An 18,796-nucleotide genomic window follows, 5' to 3' on the forward strand; every position below is an offset into this window, starting at 1 on the left:
CTGCGCCACGCAGAAAAGGGAAAAGTGGACGACTTTTACGCCGCCCGCAGCGGGACTATCCCGCCGCTACCGTGGTCGACTTTCTCACCGCCGTTCTCAAGTCCGCCGGCAGGTCCTTCGATCGCGAACTCAACAATCTCTACGTCAGTGGGCCGATTGCCCGTGCTGTCCTCGCCTGCGAGCCCGACTTCGCCACGAACGAAGCTGAGGCCCGGCAAGCGCTGAGAGCGCAATTTCCACCCCAGACGTCTGACATTACGACCGACCAGTTCCTGAGAACCGCGAAGGATGCGCTCCGCCTGGTCGGCAAGGACGGTCGCCTGCCCTGCACGCTCCTCATCCTCGACGAGGCACAGCAGTACATCGGCGAGTCCAACGATCGCTCCGTGCTCGTGACCGAGGTCGCCGAAGCCGTCTCAAAGCAGCTCGACAGCCATGTGATGATCGTAGGCGCCGGACAGAGCGCGCTCACCGATGTGCCTCTGCTCCAGAAGTTGATGGATCGCTTCACGATCCGCGTGCCGTTATCCGACGCCGAGGTGGAGACGGTCACGCGGAAGGTGCTGCTCCAGAAGAAGCCATCGGCGGTCGGCGACGTGCGCTCATTGCTGGATAAGCATGCCGGCGAGGTGTCGCGTCAGCTCCAGGGCACGCGAATCGGCGAGACGGTTGAAGATCGGGGCGTCATTGTCGACGACTACCCGCTCTTGCCGGTGCGTCGTCGCTTCTGGGAGGACTGCTTCCGCCAGATCGACGCCGCCGGAACCCACAGCCAGCTGCGCTCGCAGCTGCGGATCATCCATGACGCGATCGCCAAGCTGTCGGATCGCTCGCTTGGCACCGTCGTGCCCGGAGATGAGCTGTTCGATGCGCTGGCGCCGGAAATGGTCAACACGGGCGTTCTACTCCGCGAGATCAACGAACGCATCATCCAGGTCGGCCGGACGGAAGGTGCGCTCGCGCAGCGGATTTGCGGCCTCGTCTTCCTCATCGGCAAGCTGAAGCGCGAGGCCGGTGCCGATATCGGTGTGCGCGCGACCAGCGAGCACATTGCCGACCTCCTCATCGATGATCTAGCGGCCGACAACGGCAAACTGCGCAGCGACGTCGAGGCGATGCTGAAGGAGCTCTCGGACCAGGGTGTCCTCATGCCGGTTGGCGAGGAGTATCGCCTGCAGACTCGCGAGGGCAGCGAATGGGACCGCGAGTTCCGCAACCGCCAGACCAAGCTCAACAACGACGACGCAGCGATCCAGTTCAAGCGCGATCAATTGCTGTACGGGGAGATCGACAAGATCATCCGTGGCCTCCGTATCGTTCAGGGCGCCGCCAAGGAGCCGCGCCAGTTCATAGTGCATCGCGAGGCGACGCCGCCGATAGTCGATGGCGGCGGCATCCCGATCTGGATCCGAGATGGCTGGAGCGCAGCCGAGAAGGATGTGCTTGATGCGGCCCGGGCTGCCGGAGCCGACAGCCCCGTGCTCTACCTCTTCATCCCGCGCCAGTCGGCCGACGACCTTCGTCGTCTGATTGTCGAGGCCGATGCGGCGCAACAGACCCTCGACGCGAAAGGCAATCCGACCTCGCCCGAGGGACAGGAAGCCAGACAGAGCATGGACAGCCGGCGTGCCCGCGCCGTCGGCGATCGCGATCGGCTTGTTCGCGAGATCGTCGCAAACGCCAAGGTCTACCAAGGCGGGGGCAGCGAAGTGCTGCTCTCCACCCTGGACGACCGCATCAAGACCGCGACCGACGACGCCCTGGTGCGCATGTTTCCCCGGTTCAAGGAGGCGGACAGTGCGGCGTGGGCGGCCGTCATCAAGCGGGCGCGCGACGGCGCGGATCACCCGTTCCAACCAACAGGCCACACCGACGCCACCGAGAAGCACCCAGTCTGTCAGCAGGTCATCACCACCATCGGCGCGGGTAAGACAGGCGCGGACATTCGCAAGGTCCTCGGTGGCACGCCCTTTGGCTGGCCGCGCGACGCCGTAGATGCCGCACTCATCGCCCTACACCGCTCGCAGCACATCACCGCAACGCTGAACGGAGCCGCCGTTCCCCTCGGCCAGCTCGACCAGAACAAAATCTCCAAGGCCGAGTTCCGCGTCGAGCAGGCGACCCTGTCGGTCCAGGACCGCCTGGTACTGCGCAAGCTGTTCCAGTTGCTCGGGGTGCCCTGCAAGGGCGGTGAAGAGGGTGCGCGCGCAGGCGAGTTCTTGGCCAAGCTGATAGAGCTAGCGCGGTCGGCGGGTGGCGATGCCCCCTTTCCCACTTCACCGGCCGTGACCGAAATCGAGGATATCCAGCGGCTCATTGGCAACGAGCAGCTGGTCGCGATCAAAAACAAGGCTCCCGAATGGGAAGAAAAGATCAAGCAATGGTCGGCGACGAAGAGCCTGATCGCCGAGCGGCTGCCCAAATGGCAGTTGATCGAACGGCTGGAGCGGCATGCCGCGTCGATCGAGGCGGCCAAGCCGCATCTCGACCAGATCGAGGCGGTGCGGAGCCAGCGGCTTCTGCTCGACAACTCCGATCCGGCCAGTGGCATCCGCGGTGCGTTGGGCGACCTTCTGCGCAAAGCCGTGCAGGACAGCTTCGCTGCGCACCAGGATGCGTTCCAAAATGCGATGCGTTCCCTCGATGGGAATGATGTGTGGAAGCAGGTCCCGGCGGCTGACCAGGAGGCGATCAAGGCTGCCGTCGGCTTGAAGCCGCAGACGAAACCCGAAGTCGCGACCAACGAAGCGCTGGCCAACCATCTCGACCAGAGGCCTCTGGTAAACGCGCAGGCTGAGATCGACGCGATCCCCGGTCGTGTTGCACGGGCCATCGAGCAGGCCGCCAAACTCCTGCTGCCCAAGGTCCAGACGATCTCCCTGGAACGCGCCACCTTGCGCGATGCGGCAGAGGTTGAAGCCTGGATCGAGCGCCAGAAGAAGATCCTCATCGAGGCGATCGAGAACGGCCCGGTGCTGGTGAACTAAGGAGGATATAGCATGGCCTCGCTCGCGCGCGACCTCCGCAGGGAGCTGGAACGCACTGTCCGTCAGGCGCGGCGCGTCGCCGAGACGGGCGCTAGGAAGGTGCTGGAGCAGCTTGCCGTGCACCATCACGAGCCGTGGGGCGCGATGACGCCAGAGGCGCGAGCGCTGCGCAATCGCCTGCGCGCCCATGGTCGGCAGCTCGGCGACCATCGCGATTCGAAGCGCGGGACGCAGGCGATGGGCCGACTCATGCAGGAATGCGCCTACGAGCACTGGCACCGCATGCTGTTCGCCCGCTTCCTGGCCGAAACCGACCTTCTGATCGAGCCGGAGTCGGGGGTCGCCATCAGCCTCGACGAAGCCCGCGAGCTCGCGCGCGAACAGGGCGCGGACTGGCTGGAGCTGGCGAGCGACTATGCCGAGCGGATGCTGCCGCAGATCTTCCGCAAGGACGATCCGGTGCTGGCTGTAGCCCTGCCGGCGGAGACGCGCTCGGAACTCGAGGACCTGTTGAAGGCACTGCCGCAGGAGGTGTTCCTCGCCGACGATAGCCTGGGGTGGGTCTACCAGTTCTGGCAGGCGGACCGGAAGGACGAGGTCAACAAGTCGGGGACCAAGATCGGTGCCGACGAGCTGCCGGCGGTCACCCAGCTCTTCACCGAGGACTACATGGTCCTCTTCCTGCTGCACAACACGCTGGGCTCCTGGTGGGCCGGCAAGGTGCTGGCGGATAACCCCAATCTCGCCAGTTCGGCAAAGAGCGAGGACGAGCTGCGCGCGGCCTGCAGGGTCGGCGACGTCGAATGGACCTATCTGCGGTTCGTGCGCGACAAGAATGATGGCGGTGATGACGGCCCCTGGCGGCCGGCAGCCGGAACGTTTGACGGCTGGCCCAAGGCGGTCAAGGACATCACCGTGCTCGACCCCTGCATGGGCTCGGGCCATTTCCTGGTCTTCGCCCTGCCGATCCTGGTCGCGTTCCGCATGGCCCAGGAAGGGCTGACCCGCGAGGCCGCGGTCGAGGCGGTGCTGCGCGACAATCTGTTCGGCCTGGAGATCGACCAGCGCTGCACGCAGATCGCGGCCTTCAATCTCGCCTTCGCCGCCTGGCGCATGGTGGGCTACCGACCGCTGCCGAGGCTCAACCTCGCCTGTTCGGGCCTCGCCATCGGCGTCACGAAGGCCGAGTGGCTGCGGCTCGCGGAGAAGGCTGTGACGGCAGCCGACCCGGCGGCGAAACGAGACCTGCTCGGCGTCGAAACGAATCTTCTCACAGTCGGGCTGGAAGAGCGGGTCAAGAACGGCCTTGAGGCACTCTACGATCTCTTCGCCAAGGCACCGTGGCTTGGCAGCCTGATCGACCCACGTCGGGCCAGCGCCGATATCTTCCGCGAAGGCTTCGATAAGTTGGAGCCGCTTCTCGCGTCGATCCTGGCTGCGTCCGACACGGACGAAGCGCGTGAAATCGTGGTTGCGGCGCAGGGTATGGCGAAGGCCGCGGAGATACTTGCTCGCCAATTTACCCTAGTCTCCACAAACGTCCCGTATCTTGGCCGGGGCAAGCAGGATGATCTGCTTCGCAGCTATTGCGAGTCTACTTTTCCGAATGCGAAAGCCGACGTTGCAACGTGTTTTGTCGAGCGTTGCCTCTTCCTTTCCGGATCGGAGGGAACTGTTTCAATTGTTACACCTCAGAATTGGCTTTTCCTGAATACGTATAAGAGCCTTCGCAGAAGCCTCCTCAACAAAATCAGATTGAATTCTGTCGCGCGACTTGGCGAGCACGGGTTTGAAAGCCCTCAGGCGGCTGGCGCCTTCACTGCCATGATCATCGTCACATCAGCAAAGCCAACGGCTGAGCACGCATTCTTTGGAGCAAACGCCAGCGACGGCGGCTCACCAGAACAGAAATCGCTGTTTCTCCAGAACGCACGTCCAGCGATCCTTCACCAGCGCGACCAGATCGCTAGCCCCGATCATCGAATTTCGATCGACCAAGTGACTGATGGTGCTCGATTGTCAAAGTATTGCGCATCGTACCTAGGTTTGGGAACTGGAGACTATCCACATTATGGGAGATGTTTTTGGGAGTTCCCAAGGGAAGAGTCTGGTTGGGCCTTTCAGCAAGGAACGGTCGAGTCAACGAGACTCTGGGGTGGTCGCGAACATGTGGTTGCTTGGGATTATGGAACCAACCATGTCCGGGGTATGACGCAGGCTGAGCGCGATCAAATCCACAACCAAGATCAAAGCGGCCAACAGGCTTGGGGCCGATTGGGAATTGCTGTTGGCCTGATGAGAGATCTGAAGGCCACAATATACACTGGTGAACGACACGAAAAAGCACTGGCTGCAATCGTTCCACAGTCCGAAGAGATTTTACCGGCCCTGTGGGCATTGTGTAGTAGTCGAGAATTTCATGATCTTGTCAGGGAACTTGATCACAACGTCATTGTCGCTAATGGAACACTCGTAAAGATTCCATTTGATCTTCGGAAATGGGAGCGCATAGCTGCCGAGAAATATCCACATGGGCTTCCTAAACCTCATTCTTTCGACCCAACACAATGGTTATTTGACGGTAAACCTAAAGGAGCCGACGCACCATTATCAGTCGCAGTAGAACGACTTGTTGGGTACCAGTGGCCGCGCCAAACTGGTTCCAGCTTCAGTGGCTGCCCTGCTGTTGAATCTGACGGTCTTGAAAAACATGCCGATTCCGACGGCATCGTATGCCTCAATGCCACCAAAGGCGAAGCGCCAGCGCATGAGCGGCTGACCACTCTGCTCGCCGATGCCTTCGGCGCCGAGTGGTCAGCAGCCAAGCTTGCGAGCCTCTTGGCCGATGCTGGCTTCGCCGGCAAGACACTGGACGACTGGCTGCGTGACGGCTTCTTCGAGCAGCATTGCGCGCTATTCCATCAACGCCCCTTCGTCTGGCACGTGTGGGATGGCCGGCGGGACGGGTTCCACGCGCTCGTCAACTACCATCGTCTTACAGCACCCGGCGGCGAGGGCCGGCGCACGCTGGAGAAGCTGATCTACTCCTATCTCGGCGACTGGATCGATCGCCAGCGTGCCGAGCAGAAGGCCGGTGTCGAGGGCGCTGACGCGCGCCTCGCCCATGCCGAGCACCTACGCGCGGAGCTGATCAAGATTCTGGAGGGCGAGCCGCCCTACGACATCTTCGTCCGCTGGAAGCCGCTCCACGAGCAGCCGATCGGCTGGGAGCCGGATATCAATGACGGCGTGCGGATGAACATCCGCCCGTTCATGACCGCCCGCCCCCTGAACGGTCGCGCAAAGACCGCCTGCATCCTGCGCGCGACACCGAAGATCAAATGGGAAAAGGACCGCGGCAAGGAACCGAAGCGCGAGAGGAACGACTATCCCTGGTTCTGGGGCTGGGATCCCGAGGATCTCAATCTCGCCGTCGATTTCGCTGGCGGCCGGGAGTTCGACGGCAATCGATGGAACGACCTGCACTGCAGCCACACCTTCAAGCAGGCGGCGCGCGACCGCCATGCCGCCGAGACGGGAGGCAGGTCGTGACGAGCGCCTCGCCCGAGACCCTGCTCGATGCGCTGAAGACGTCCTTCGCTGCGAGCCTGCGCGCGCCGGACGGCGTGGCGCCGCCGGCAGCCCTGCTGTGGACAGACGCCGACGGCCACTGGAAGCCGCTGCTCCCGGCGCTGATGAAGGCCTTGCCGGAACTCTACGTGCTTGGCCCCTACGCGCCCGAGGAGCGACAGGGGCCAGTCATCTGGCTCAAATGCATCGTCGAGCGGACGCTGCCGGACGTCTCGCCGGCGCCCGAGCTTGCACCCATCCTCTACCTGCCGAACGTCGCGCGGCAGGACCTTCGCGCCGGCGGCGATTTTCCGGCAAAGGAACGGCACCTTATGCCCCTCGTTGAGCTTCAGTACCGCGGAGCGGTCTGGCATCAGCGGAACGGGCGGGACTGGACTGTCGAGGCAATCCTAACCTCCGAAGACGCTCTCGGCCTCGATGTCGCGCGCGACCAGCGTACGCGCGATGCGATGCTCCGCGCATTACCCCTACTCGCGGAAGAACCCATTGCGGCATTGCGTGGCCGGCGGCTGGAAGCCGACGATTTCGATCGTCTCGCGATCGGCGATCCGATCCGCGACCTGCTCACCTGGATGAGCGACAGGGAGGCCTTCGAGGGCCGCTGCGATGCCGGCCGCTGGGCAACCTTCCGCGACGTCTGCGTCCGCGAGTTCGGCTTCGATCCGGATCAGGACGGGATTCAGGCCGCGGCCGACGCGCTGCTGCACGGCGGCGGCAAGTGGAACGAGGTGTGGCAGCGGTTCTGCGACGCTCCGAACCTCTATCCGGGCATCTCCGCGGTCCTGCGCCAGGCGCGGCCCAAGGACCTGCTCGGCCTCGTCGATCAGTCCCGCCGGCCAGGGTTGAACGACGAGCGGGAAGACAAGCTGCGCGCCGCGCTGGAAGCGGTCGTCGATCTTGCCCATGCACAGGCCTGCGACAAGATCATCGCCCTCGACGAAGAACACAAGGAGCGGCGCGGCTGGGTGTGGGCGCAGATCGGCGAAAGCCCCTATGCCGTCGCACTCGAACCGCTCGGACGGCTTGCCCGCGCCGCCAGGCGCCCGCTCGGCGGCGCGACAGTCGAAGCACTGATCGCCGACTACGCTTCTGAAGGCTGGCGGTGCGATCGCGCGGCGATCGAGGCGCTGTCCAGCCTCAAGCCGGGCAATGAGAACAACCTCGTCACCAAGGTGGTGCGGGCGCTTTATGAACCTTGGCTCGATCGCTCTGCACGCCGGTTCCAGGAGCTCCTTTCGACGGACGGCACCGACCCCGCAAAGCTGGCCTCTGGCGTGTCCGCCGACTGGGAGACGTGCGTGCTCTTCGCGGACGGCCTGCGCCTCGATCTCGGTATGATGCTGCTGGAGAGGCTCGAAGCGCGCGGGCTAAAGGCCCGGATGTCGCACCGGGTCGCGCCGATCCCCACCGTGACGGCGACGGCAAAGCCGCTCGCATCTCCCGCCCACGGCGCGTGCTCGGGCGGCGCCGACGCCGAGGACTTCTACCCGCTGATCGCAGAGAGCGGAAAGCCGGCGAACGCGCAGCGTTTGCGCGACGCGATGGCGCGACAGGGTGTTGAAGTGCTGGATGCCGAAGAAGCCCGCATGGCCGTCGGCGCCGAGGCCGGCGCGTGGGCCGAGATCGGCAAGATCGACTCACTGGGACATTCCCTTGGAAGCCTGCTCATCCGCCAGCTCGATCCGGAGATCGAGGCAATCGTCGACCGCATAGAGGGCTTGCTCAGCGCCGGATGGGGAGCGGTCCGCGTCGTCACCGATCACGGCTGGCTGCTGCTGCCCGGTGGACTGCCGAAGGTAGATCTGCCGCCGTACCTCGTCGCCACCAAGTGGGCGCGGTGCGCCGCGGTGCAGGGCGGCTCCACGCCGACCGTGCCGACCTATCCCTGGTACTGGAATCCGTTGCTGCGCATCGCCTCACCACCCGGCATCGGCGCATTCCTCGCCAGCACGGAATACACCCATGGCGGCGTCAGCCTGCAGGAGTGCGTGATCCCCGAGCTGATTGTCGAGCGTGGCGAAGCAGCCGTCGCCGCCAGCATCACCGAGATCAGCTGGCGCGGCATGCGTTGCCGGGTCGCGGTCGAGACGAATGTTTCGGGGCTCAAGGTCGATCTGCGGCTGAACTGGAAGCAGGCCAAGACAAGCATCGTCGCGGCCCCAAAGGAACTCGGCTCGACGGGCGAAACGAGCCTTGCTGTGTCCGACGACAGCCATGAAGGTGCTGCGGCCTCGGTCGTCGTCTTCGATCAAACGGGACGGGTGCTCGACAACAAGCCGACGACCGTCGGAGAAGAAACATGACGATGGAATTGGACCATCTCGACAAGCTCGCGGCATCCGTCTTCGACGGCTACCTCGTGCGCAAGGACTTGGTGCAGAAATATTCCCGGCAATACCCGGTTCCGACTTACGTGGTCGAGTTCCTGCTGGGCCGCTATTGCGCGAGCGTCGACGCGGAAGAGATCGCCGAAGGCCTGCAGATCGTTGAGAAGCAGCTCAAGGACCGCACCGTCCGAACCGGCGAGGAGGAGCTTTTCAAGGCACGCGCGCGCGAGACAGGATCGGTCAAGATCATCGACATGCTCAAGGCGCGGCTCGACGCCAAGAATGACTGCTACGTCGCCGAGCTGCCAAGCCTCGTGCTTCGCGATGTCCGCATCGATGACGAGATGGTGCGCGAGAACGAGCGCATGCTGACCGACGGCTTTTATGCCGAAGTGACGCTCAGTTACGACGGGATCATCGCGCAGGAAAAGGGCGGGCGCCCCTTCAAGGTCGACGCGTTGCGGCCGATCCAGATGTCAAAGTCCGATGTCCTGGACATCTACATCAAGGGCCGGCGCGCCTTCACCACCGCCGAATGGGCTGATTTCCTGCTGCGATCCATCGGTCTGGAGCCATCGGCTTTCAGCGAGCGGGCGAAGCGCGTCGCCTTGCTCCGCATGGTGCCGTTCGTGGAGCGCAACTACAACCTCGTGGAGCTCGGCCCGCGCGGCACCGGTAAGAGCCATTTGTTCCAGCAGATATCGCCCTACGCCCATCTCATCTCCGGCGGCAAGGCGACTGTCGCCAAGATGTTCGTGAACAACGCGACCGGGCAACGCGGCCTAGTCTGCCAGTACGACGTCGTCTGCTTCGATGAGGTATCAGGTATTTCCTTCGATCAGAAGGACGGCGTGAACATCATGAAGGGCTACATGGCCTCAGGCCAGTTCAGCCGGGCCAAGGAGAACATCCGCGCCGAAGGCAGCATTGTAATGGTCGGCAACCTCGACGTGGATGTGGAGCAACAGCAGAAAATCGGCCATCTGCTGAGCCCGATGCCGCCGGAGATGCGCGACGACACCGCCTTCATGGACCGCATTCACGCTTACGCGCCGGGTTGGGATTACCCGAAGCTGAAGCCGAGCGAGCACCTCACGGACCACTTCGGGCTCGTAAGCGACTTCCTGAGCGAGGGTTGGAGCCGGCTCCGCAGCGGCAACAGAATCTCGTTCATGCAGGGGCGCGTCCATCTCGGCGGCGCGCTCAGCGGTCGCGACATCGAGGCGGTCAACAAGACGGTCAGCGGCCTGACCAAGCTGCTCTTCCCCGATCCCGAGATGCCGATCTCCGACGAAGATCTGGAATGGATGGTCCGGATCGCGCTCGAAGCGCGGCGCCGCGTGAAGGAGCAGCAGAGACGCGTTTTCAAAAGCGAGTTCCGGAACACACACTTCAGCTACATTCTCGGGCCCGAGGGCGTGGAGCAGTTCGTCGCAACGCCTGAGCTCCACAGCGACGAAGCGATCGAGAGTGATCCTCTGCCACCGGGCCAGGTTTGGGGTGTCAGTCTCGGCACGTCCGAGACCGGCCCCGGCCTCTACCGCATCGAGGTCACCTGCGGTCCGGGTAGTGGCGTGCGAATTCTCAATCAGCCGACCCCGCCGGCGTTTCGCGAGAGCGTCCGCGTCGGCGAACAGAACCTGTACACGAGGGCGAAAGAGCTGGTGGGCGACCGCAACCCGCGGGAAGAGGAGTTCACCATCCAGATGCGGCCCCTGGACACGGACAAGTCCGGCGAGGGCCTCGGCGTGCCCGTGCTCGTCGCCCTCTGCGGCGCCGTGCTCGGCCGAAACACGCGAGGGGGAACGATGGTCGTGGGCGCTCTGAATCTCGGGGGCTCGATCGAAATGATCCCGAACGCAGTCAGGATCGCCGAGCTCGCTATCGACAAGCAAGCTCAGACCCTTCTGATGCCGGTTTCCGCACGCCGGCAGCTGAACGATCTTCCCGACGAGCTTTGGACGAAGATCAGCATCGAGTTTTACAAGGACGGGTCGGACGCCGTCTTCAAGGCTCTTGTCGAATAGGGATCCAGCTAACGATTCTCTACACACAAGACAGGATCGGGCGTCTGATAAGAGACAAGTTACTGGAGGTCGAAGTTGCTGACGCGATCAAGGAAGACCGGCATCTCAGTTACCGATTTACGATCCGAATCGGGTCATTTGCCGAGTTGATATAGTTCACTTTTATGAGCGGAGTGGGTTCGCCCGCACATCTGCCTCAAGAATGGGGGGGCGTCTATGCAGATTATCTTCGGATGGAAGCTTGATGGCCCTTGCCACCCCCTAACGGCAACGGCGTCAGCGGCGGCGATAGGTCAACCCGTTGTCGGCCCGCACGGCCTCCTTGGCCTTCTTGAGGCTCCCCTCGGGCTCGCCGGCCCCAGCACGCCCGCGGCTGTTCGCATTGCGCGGTACCAGGGACGGCTGCGAGGACTCGATGACGGAGCCCGCTTCTATTCTCGCTCCTTCGCGCGTGACGCATGGTCGACAGCCAAGCAGTTGCTCATTTGGCGTGATGAGCTTTACGCCGCCGGCTGGCATGGCCAGCCAATCGACGGTGGGGGAGCCCGCCTTGACACGATGGCATCCTTGGAGGCCGCCAATGGCCTCCCTTTGGGCACAAGCCTGGGTGAGAGGCTGCAGGCCATCTTGGATGGTCTGCGCGATGGGGCCGATCTGCCGATCAAACGAATCGAAGTGACGTCACCGGAGGAACGCTTTCCTCCGCTCTGGCGACGCTTGCTGACTGAGTTGCGGGCCAAAGGCGTCGACATTCAGGCGTTGGAAGCGCCCAAGCCCATGGGGGACTCCGATCTCGCGGCCATCCAGAGATCGCTAAACGGGGGTAAGGCTTCTGAATTCGCAGGAGATGGAAGTCTTATCGTCCTTGACGCTGACGATGAGTGGCAAGCCGCTGACGCAGTGGCGGCTTGGCTTGCCTCGGGAGACAACGGCGAAACAGTCATCATCCGCGGAACAGGATGCCCCGCCCTGGATGCAGCATGTCAAAGGCTAGGGTTGCCGCGTCCGGGCTGGACCGAGTCTTCCGCACAGCGCAGCGCCCTCCAGGTCCTGCCTTTGGCACTGGAAATCTTATGGGATCCCATTGAGCCTGCGAGGATCCTCGAGTTCCTGAGCCTGCCGCGCTGCCCTCTTCCCCGGTTTGTGTCCCGCAGATTCGCGCAAGCTCTGATGAACGAGCCAGGCATCGGGGGAGAACTATGGACCGATGCCTGGCAGACCTGCGTGAACGACTTGACGGGGTGGAAGCGGGACGACGGATTGGACGATCCGACGGTCAAAAAGGAAATTGAGAAAGCTCAAGCGGAATGGCGGTTTTGGCTTGAACCCCAGCGCTTTCGACGCACCGATGGAATTCCTGTGCAGGTGGTACAGGGCGTGTGCCGTCGCATTGCGCAATGGTCAGCCGGCATTGCCCAAAGTGACGACGACCCTCTGTTTCTGACGGCGGCTTCGCACGCGGTCGCCCTCAGCGAGGCGATCGCGGCCCTAGGGTCGCCTCGTGTTGCCCCGGTCCAGCTTGGCCGCTTAATCGATGCTGTAACCGCCGAAGGCGCGGCTGCGCCAGTAGCAACCGAGGAGGCGGCCCCTTGGTCTATCGTTGATCAGCCTGGACAGCTCTGGGGCATGACCGATTCCCTCGTCTGGTGGGGGTTTGCCGGCGAAATTACACCGCCTCCGCGACTGCCATGGTCTGATGTCGAGCTTGCGGCACTCGCCACCGCCGATATCCGCATCGAGCCAGCCGAGGACATGATCCTGCGTGAGGCCGCCAGCTGGCGACAAGCACTCTTCAATGTCCGATCGCGGGCGATCCTCGTAATGCCCCGTCAACTCCGTGGTGAAGCTGCCGAGGCACATCCTTTGTGGCATGAAATTTTTGCGCAATTAGAACCCCTAAGAGCCGTTGGGAAGGCAAGGTTTCCGGCTCGATCGATTACCGTGGCTGGCACAGCGCAGCTGGCCGATCGCGTGATCAAGCGGCAAGCCGTTGGCCCGATGCCCCTACCCTCTCCCAGGCGAAAGTGGACGCTGTCCGCGTGCGCGCTCTCGCGCAGATCTATGGAATCGATCACCAGCATCAAAACCTTGATTGAGTGCCCGCTTGCGTGGGCGCTGCAGTACGGAGCAAGAATTCGCCCGAGCGTACTCAATGTGCTGCCTGACGACGAGCAGCTTGTTGGTGTTCTCGCTCATGCTGTCGTGGAGCATCTCTTTGCTCAACGAAAGAATTGGCTGCCGGATGACGCGGCAAACGAGGCTGCACGGCTATTCGATAGCCTTGCCCTCACAATCGCCGCTCCGTTGCTGAGGCCAGGCTATGCCGTCGAGTATGAACGAGCCAAAGCGCGCGTGTCCTCATCAATCCGCCTGCTGGTCCAGATGATTTCCGATGCCGGCTTGACCGTCAGGGGATGTGAGGAAGAGGTCGTCGTGAGCTTGGCGCCGGGCCAGGATTTTGGCGGTTACCTCGATCTCGTTCTTCAGGATGCAAACGGCAGATCCGTTGTTCTCGATCTCAAATGGTCGAGGCGGGACAAATATCGTCGAGAGGAGATACAGGAGGGCCGCGCTCTTCAGTTGGCCGCATACGCTTGGCTTGAGGAGCAGGCCGGCCGCAGGGCGATCGGCGCCGGGTACTTCATGCTGCGGCAGCAGACCTTGCTCTTCACGAGCCCGCATCCATTCCCGGCCGCTCACCATGTGCCCGGCTCCGATCTCAAGCAGACGTGGTACGTGCTCCAGCACGCCTACGATCATCGAATGGCACAGCTGGAGCAAGGTGAAATCCTGGTCCGAGGAGTCGAGCCAGGTCCCGACGATGCCGACGTTGATCCGATGCCTCAGGTCGAACCCGGCTGCCGATTCTGTGACTACCGCCCATTGTGCGGCGCCTCGATCAAGGGAGGTCGATCATGAATGGTATGGGGCCGATCTCCGTTGTGAGCGCTGGCGCAGGCACGGGCAAAACCTGGCGATTGAGTACGGAGTACGTTGAGGCTGCCGAAAGCGCGATGTCGACCGCCCGCATCATTGCGACGACTTTCACGGTCAAGGCGGCGTCCGAGCTGTTGGAGCGAGTGCGCGCCCGTCTCATTCAAGAAGGGCACGCCGATGCCGCTCAATCCGCCTTGGCGGGCTTGGTTGGCACAGTGAACAGCGTGTGCGGGCGCCTCGTCGGAGATTTCGCGATCGATGGAGGCCTGTCGCCGGTCGCTGAGGTGATCGCCCCTGAAATGGCTGACTCCTTGTTTCGCCTGGCGACCGAGGAGGCCATACAGAAGTTCTCTGATCGCATTGATCCCATCGCCGAACGACTGCGCCAGGATGACTGGCCCACGACCGTACTTGAGATCGTTCGCTTGGCTCGCGGTAGCGGGCTCGACGCAAAGCAGTTCGCCGATTTTGCAGCCAAGTCCTGGCAGGGGATGGAGCCACTTCTCATGCCCGCCGCGAACTCCGCGACGGCCGATGAGCTGAATCATGCTTTGCTAACAGCCGTTCGGAAATGCATCGCTGACATCGAAGCCGGCGGGGATTCAACGAGCACAACAGCAAGATCCCTGAGTGTGCTGCGTACGGCGGCCTCACAGATGGCGAGCGGCAGACCCCTGGCATGGGACGCGTGGGCTCGGTTGTCGAAGCTCAAGGCCGCGAAGGCGTCGGAGCCCTTCCTCCAGGAGGTGCGAGACATCGCCGCGCGTCATCCGGGCCACCCGCGTCTTCACACTGATATCCGGATGTTCATCGAACTCACATTTGCCTGTGCGGCAGAGGCACTGGACCATTTCTCAGAGTTCAAGCGGGAGCGCGGTCTGCTCGACTTCACCGATCAGGAAGCGCTTGCACTTGATCTGCTGCGCCAACCTGACATTCGCGCCCGCATGCGCGAACGCTTCGACCTTCTAATGGTGGATGAGTTTCAGGACACCAGCCCCATCCAGCTGGCGGTTTTTCTGGAGTTGGCCAAAGCGGTCAAGCGCTCTCTCTGGGTCGGCGACCAGAAGCAAGCCATCTTCGGTTTCCGGCAGACTGATCCGGCACTTGTAAATGCTGTTATCGAGAAAATCAGACCAGCCACGGGAGGTGGGGAGGAGATGCTCGATACCTCCCGGCGTTCACGGCCTGACCTCGTGCGGTTCACGAACTCCGTGTTTGCCTTGGCCTTTCCGCCAAAGGGCGTACCGGCGGACAAGGTGGTGATCCCAAAGATCCATCGAGACGAACCGCCGAGCTTTGGTCCAGCCCTTCATCACTGGATGCTGGAGGGTAAGAGCTGGCCGACTGCACTGGAAGCTATGGCGGGGCGCATCCACGCGCTGCTGGCAGCACCCGAAGCCACTCCGGTTGTCAATCGCGCCGACGGCACCACTCGACCACTGAAGCCAAGCGATATCGCGGTTCTTTGTCGCCAGAACGAACGGTGCAAAACCGTAGCCGATGCCCTTGGCGCACGCGGCATTCTCGCGGCCATGCCGAGAGATGGTCTGCTCGACACACCGGAAGCGGTCTTGGCGATTGCCGCCTTGCGCTACCTGGTTGACCCGGCGGACACGCTCGCGATCGCCGAGCTTGCGCACTTCATTGAAGGAAACGACGACTGGCTGGCCGTGTGGCTGACCGAAGGCGCAGATGTGCTAAAGGCCCGGTGCGAAGCAGTCGTCGCCCTTGATGAGCAACGCGGTAACCTGGCTCACTTGACGCCTGCCGAAGCACTCGAGACGGCCATCGCGGCGGCCCGTATCGATCAGCTCGTTCGGCGGTGGGACCGCGCAGGCGAACGCTTAGCGAATCTGGACGCCCTGCGGAAGGTAGCGCTCTTGTACGAGGATGCATGCCGCGCCACGCGGGGCGCGGCGACTGCCGCGGGGCTCATCGCACACTTCGCAAAAGGCTTGGAAAACGGCGGTGAGCGCCCCGCCTTCGAAGGTGACGATGCCGTCCGGGTTCTCACGTACCATCGCGCAAAGGGCCTGGAGTGGCCCGTCGTTATCCTGCTTGACCTTCAGGATGGAGCAAAACGGTCACCTTTCGGCGTCTATTCAGAAGCCCCCGAAGACGGACTGGATGCCTGGAATCCGCTGGCGGGACGCTGGATTCGCTTTTGGCCCTGGCCGTACGGCGATCAGGCCAAGGACGTCCATCTCGATGCGACGGCGGCGGCAAGCCCGCAGGCCCAGGCCCGAACGGAGGCCGAGATCGCAGAACTTGTCAGGCTGCTCTATGTGGGTATGACCCGAGCGCGCGATTACTTGGTCTTCGCCACCCGACCGTCAACGCCTTCAGCCTGGATCGATCTGCTGACCCGGGATGACGGAACTTCGGTGCTCACACTGCCGCAGGCAAACGGTGAGGTCGAACTGAACGTGGACGGCCAGACCTTCACAATGGTCGTCGAGTCGGTGACCGCGCTTGCACCGGCGATCCCGCAAGGCGGAACCGAGGCGATCGCCTGGTATGGGCCTCCCCTTCTCACGGGCGATCCACCCAAGTACCCACCAGCATGGCTGTTACCAAGCGCGCTCCTGGTTGAGGGTGAAGTCAGCAGCTCGGGCGTAGCGGAGGCACCCATCGAAATCGGTTCGCGCCTCCCCATAACCGGAAGTCCGGATATGCGCCTTTTGGGCGAAGCGGTTCACGGATTTCTGGCAGCCGATCGCACCAGCCGACCGCTAGCGGAGCGCGAGGTGATGGCGAGCGACATTCTCGATCGGTGGGGAGTGAGCGGCGCCATGCAGCCTGCATCATTGATCGAGGCCAGTGATCGCCTCGAGCGATTCGTTGCCGACCGCTGGCCACAAGCCCGACGACACAAAGAGGTGCCGGTGTTCAGCCGTATCGGCGATCAGCGCGCCAGCGGCCGCATCGACCTCTTATTAGAGACCGACAACGGCTTCGTGATCTTCGATCACAAGACCTTCCCTGGCGCACCAGATACGTGGCTAGAGAAGGCTCAAGAGTTCACACCTCAGCTCAGGCTTTATGGCCAAATGGTTACCCAGGCGACTAGCAAATCCGTGCAAACCGCATTCATCCACATGCCTATCGTGGGTGTTGTATTCGAGGTTAATCTCGCTTGATCCGGTTTGAAGCGGTTCATTGCAACGGATTGGAGCTAAATTGGAGCGACGATGGACGGCAGAGCTACACACCTCATCACAACGAGTATCAGTGTGAGCTGTCGTCCGAAGTCGAAACAGAAGGGGCCCGGCCCATGCGACTCATAATGGGCGGCATCAATGGCCACTACCTCCGAAATATCACCGAAAACTGTTCGCGCGATACCGAGGAGGTTCTGGCCGCCGTGGCATATGCTACGGACGCCTCTCTGCTCTTTGACTGGTGCTGGCAAAATAAGATTCCGCTCAAATTCTATGGCCGGCTGGATGATTGCGTCGCAGTTAGCGTACCGATCCTCGCAAGCTTCCTGAGCAAGAAATCTCCGAACTTCGTATGCCGTCTCGTCCAACATCACCATGCCAAGGTCATCTGGTGGCGCGGAGTGGGTACGTACATTGGCTCTGCCAATCTGACCGGCAGCGCGTGGTACAAGAATGTCGAAGCCGGATGCTTCTTTTCTGAGGAAGAGATCTCCGACGAAATGGGTAGCGATCTTCTTGATCTGTTTGCCACGCTTGACGCGCACTCAACCCCGCTGACAGAGGAATTAATTCGCGAGATGACCCAACGGGCGAAAGCCTTGGCTGCAGCGATGCCGGATCCCAAGAGCTTCTGGGCGAGTCCAAGCTTTACGAAATGGTCAGGCCTCGTACAAACCGCCCCGAAGAGTGCCAGCGATAGGAGACGCCAGGCCTTCCTCGAAGAGTGGCACTCAACACTTCAGGATCTTCGCAACATCGGGACGAAAATCAGCCTTCCTGAAAACCGGCCCGCATGGATCAGCGAGTCTGCTCCCGTCGGGGCTCAGACAGATCAGTTTCTCCACGCGCACTATTACCAGCGCACCTTCGACGGGCGAAAAGCCAATTACGCCGCGTTCTATGAGCTGAACAAGGGGCGTCGGGAGGGGGCTCTCTTTGAGGCGATAGATTGGTGGCGGAGGTTGCCAACGGCGCCATCGAACGAAGATGAGATGCTAAACATCACGGCCCCCCTTCTTCGTTCCTCGCTGACGGCGGAACGTCTTGGATCAATGACGCATGCAGAGTTCCAGGACATCTGCTTGGGCGTGCACGCGATCAAGGATTACGCGCGACGGGTTCCGAACAAGGCGGTGAGCCTCGCCGATGATAGCACCCCCTATACGATACCAGAGAAAGTCGCCGCGCTTTCAAAGCGCATCTGGAATGACCGTTCGTCTGGCGGTGCCCGTGTCAGCGACCTGCTCCAACACGTACTGTATGGGGGGTCAAACGAACAGCTACCTGAGCGTCTCTGGCAAGCAGTGACCGATCCGAAGTGGAAAATCGATGGCCTTGGGATAAGTGCCCTCGGGGAACTCGTGGGTTGGGCTTTACCTGATCGGTTTCCTCCGAGAAACGGACGCACATCGAAAGCGCTCCGCTCGCTGGGCTATGACGTCACCATACATGTCGAGTGAGTGAGCGAGTCGAAGCAATCGCCCGCCGCGCTGCACGAGATGACAGCCCCGCGCGTCATGTGATTGCTCAACTCGCGCCGATTGGTGTAAACAGCAATAGAGTTCCAGTCGCCGCTGGATGAAAGTTTAGTGGCAGGTCACGGGGAAGCGGACAAAGCAAAGGCCGCCTCGCGGCGGCCTAAGTGATTGTTATATCTCGCATTCTATGGAGTTATAACGAAAGTGGTTGCGGGGGCAGGATTTGAACCTGCGACCTTCAGGTTATGAGCCTGACGAGCTACCGGGCTGCTCCACCCCGCGTCA

The 18,796-nt window shown here is 62.2% G+C and carries 7 protein-coding genes and 1 tRNA gene; 7 read left to right on the forward strand and 1 reads right to left on the reverse strand.

What is annotated here, in order from left to right; all coding sequences use genetic code 11:
• Positions 1 to 71 precede the first annotated feature (71 nt).
• The 7 genes from brxC to CMO28_RS06370 all read left to right on the forward strand — a co-directional run bounded on the left by brxC (position 72) and on the right by CMO28_RS06370 (position 18,493).
• Positions 72 to 2,987, forward strand: coding sequence for a BREX system P-loop protein BrxC (gene brxC / locus CMO28_RS06340; RefSeq protein WP_296711265.1), 2,916 nt, complete (start codon positions 72 to 74; stop codon positions 2,985 to 2,987).
• A 12-nt stretch (positions 2,988 to 2,999) separates the two neighbouring features.
• Positions 3,000 to 6,539, forward strand: a complete 3,540-nt coding sequence (locus CMO28_RS06345) for an Eco57I restriction-modification methylase domain-containing protein (RefSeq protein WP_296711268.1) — start codon at positions 3,000 to 3,002, stop codon at positions 6,537 to 6,539.
• Complete coding sequence (gene pglZ / locus CMO28_RS06350) at positions 6,536 to 8,881, forward strand: BREX-1 system phosphatase PglZ type B (RefSeq protein ID WP_296711270.1); 2,346 nt, start codon at positions 6,536 to 6,538, stop codon at positions 8,879 to 8,881. The genes CMO28_RS06345 and pglZ overlap by 4 nt, the downstream gene beginning before the upstream one ends.
• A 2-nt stretch (positions 8,882 to 8,883) precedes the next feature.
• The gene (gene brxL / locus CMO28_RS06355) at positions 8,884 to 10,932 is read left to right on the forward strand and encodes a BREX system Lon protease-like protein BrxL (RefSeq protein ID WP_086466681.1); all 2,049 of its coding nucleotides are present in this window, start codon (positions 8,884 to 8,886) and stop codon (positions 10,930 to 10,932) included.
• 216 nt (positions 10,933 to 11,148) lie between these two features.
• Positions 11,149 to 13,851, forward strand: a complete 2,703-nt coding sequence (locus CMO28_RS06360; RefSeq protein WP_086466632.1) for a PD-(D/E)XK nuclease family protein — start codon at positions 11,149 to 11,151, stop codon at positions 13,849 to 13,851.
• Positions 13,848 to 17,012: a UvrD-helicase domain-containing protein gene (locus tag CMO28_RS06365; protein WP_086466631.1), complete on the forward strand. Its 3,165-nt coding sequence runs from the start codon at positions 13,848 to 13,850 to the stop codon at positions 17,010 to 17,012. Before CMO28_RS06360 ends, CMO28_RS06365 begins: the two co-directional genes overlap by 4 nt.
• Positions 17,013 to 17,146: 134 nt before the next feature.
• Complete coding sequence (locus CMO28_RS06370) at positions 17,147 to 18,493, forward strand: phospholipase D-like domain-containing protein (protein WP_086466630.1); 1,347 nt, start codon at positions 17,147 to 17,149, stop codon at positions 18,491 to 18,493.
• Positions 18,494 to 18,716: 223 nt separating this feature from the next.
• Here the strand turns inward: CMO28_RS06370 and CMO28_RS06375 are convergent.
• Positions 18,717 to 18,793, reverse strand: a tRNA-Met gene (locus CMO28_RS06375).
• Between the last annotated feature and the right edge of the window lie 3 nt (positions 18,794 to 18,796).

Origin of the sequence: Tistrella sp. (genome assembly GCF_002684955.1) — a bacterium.
GTDB lineage: Bacteria > Pseudomonadota > Alphaproteobacteria > Tistrellales > Tistrellaceae > Tistrella > Tistrella mobilis.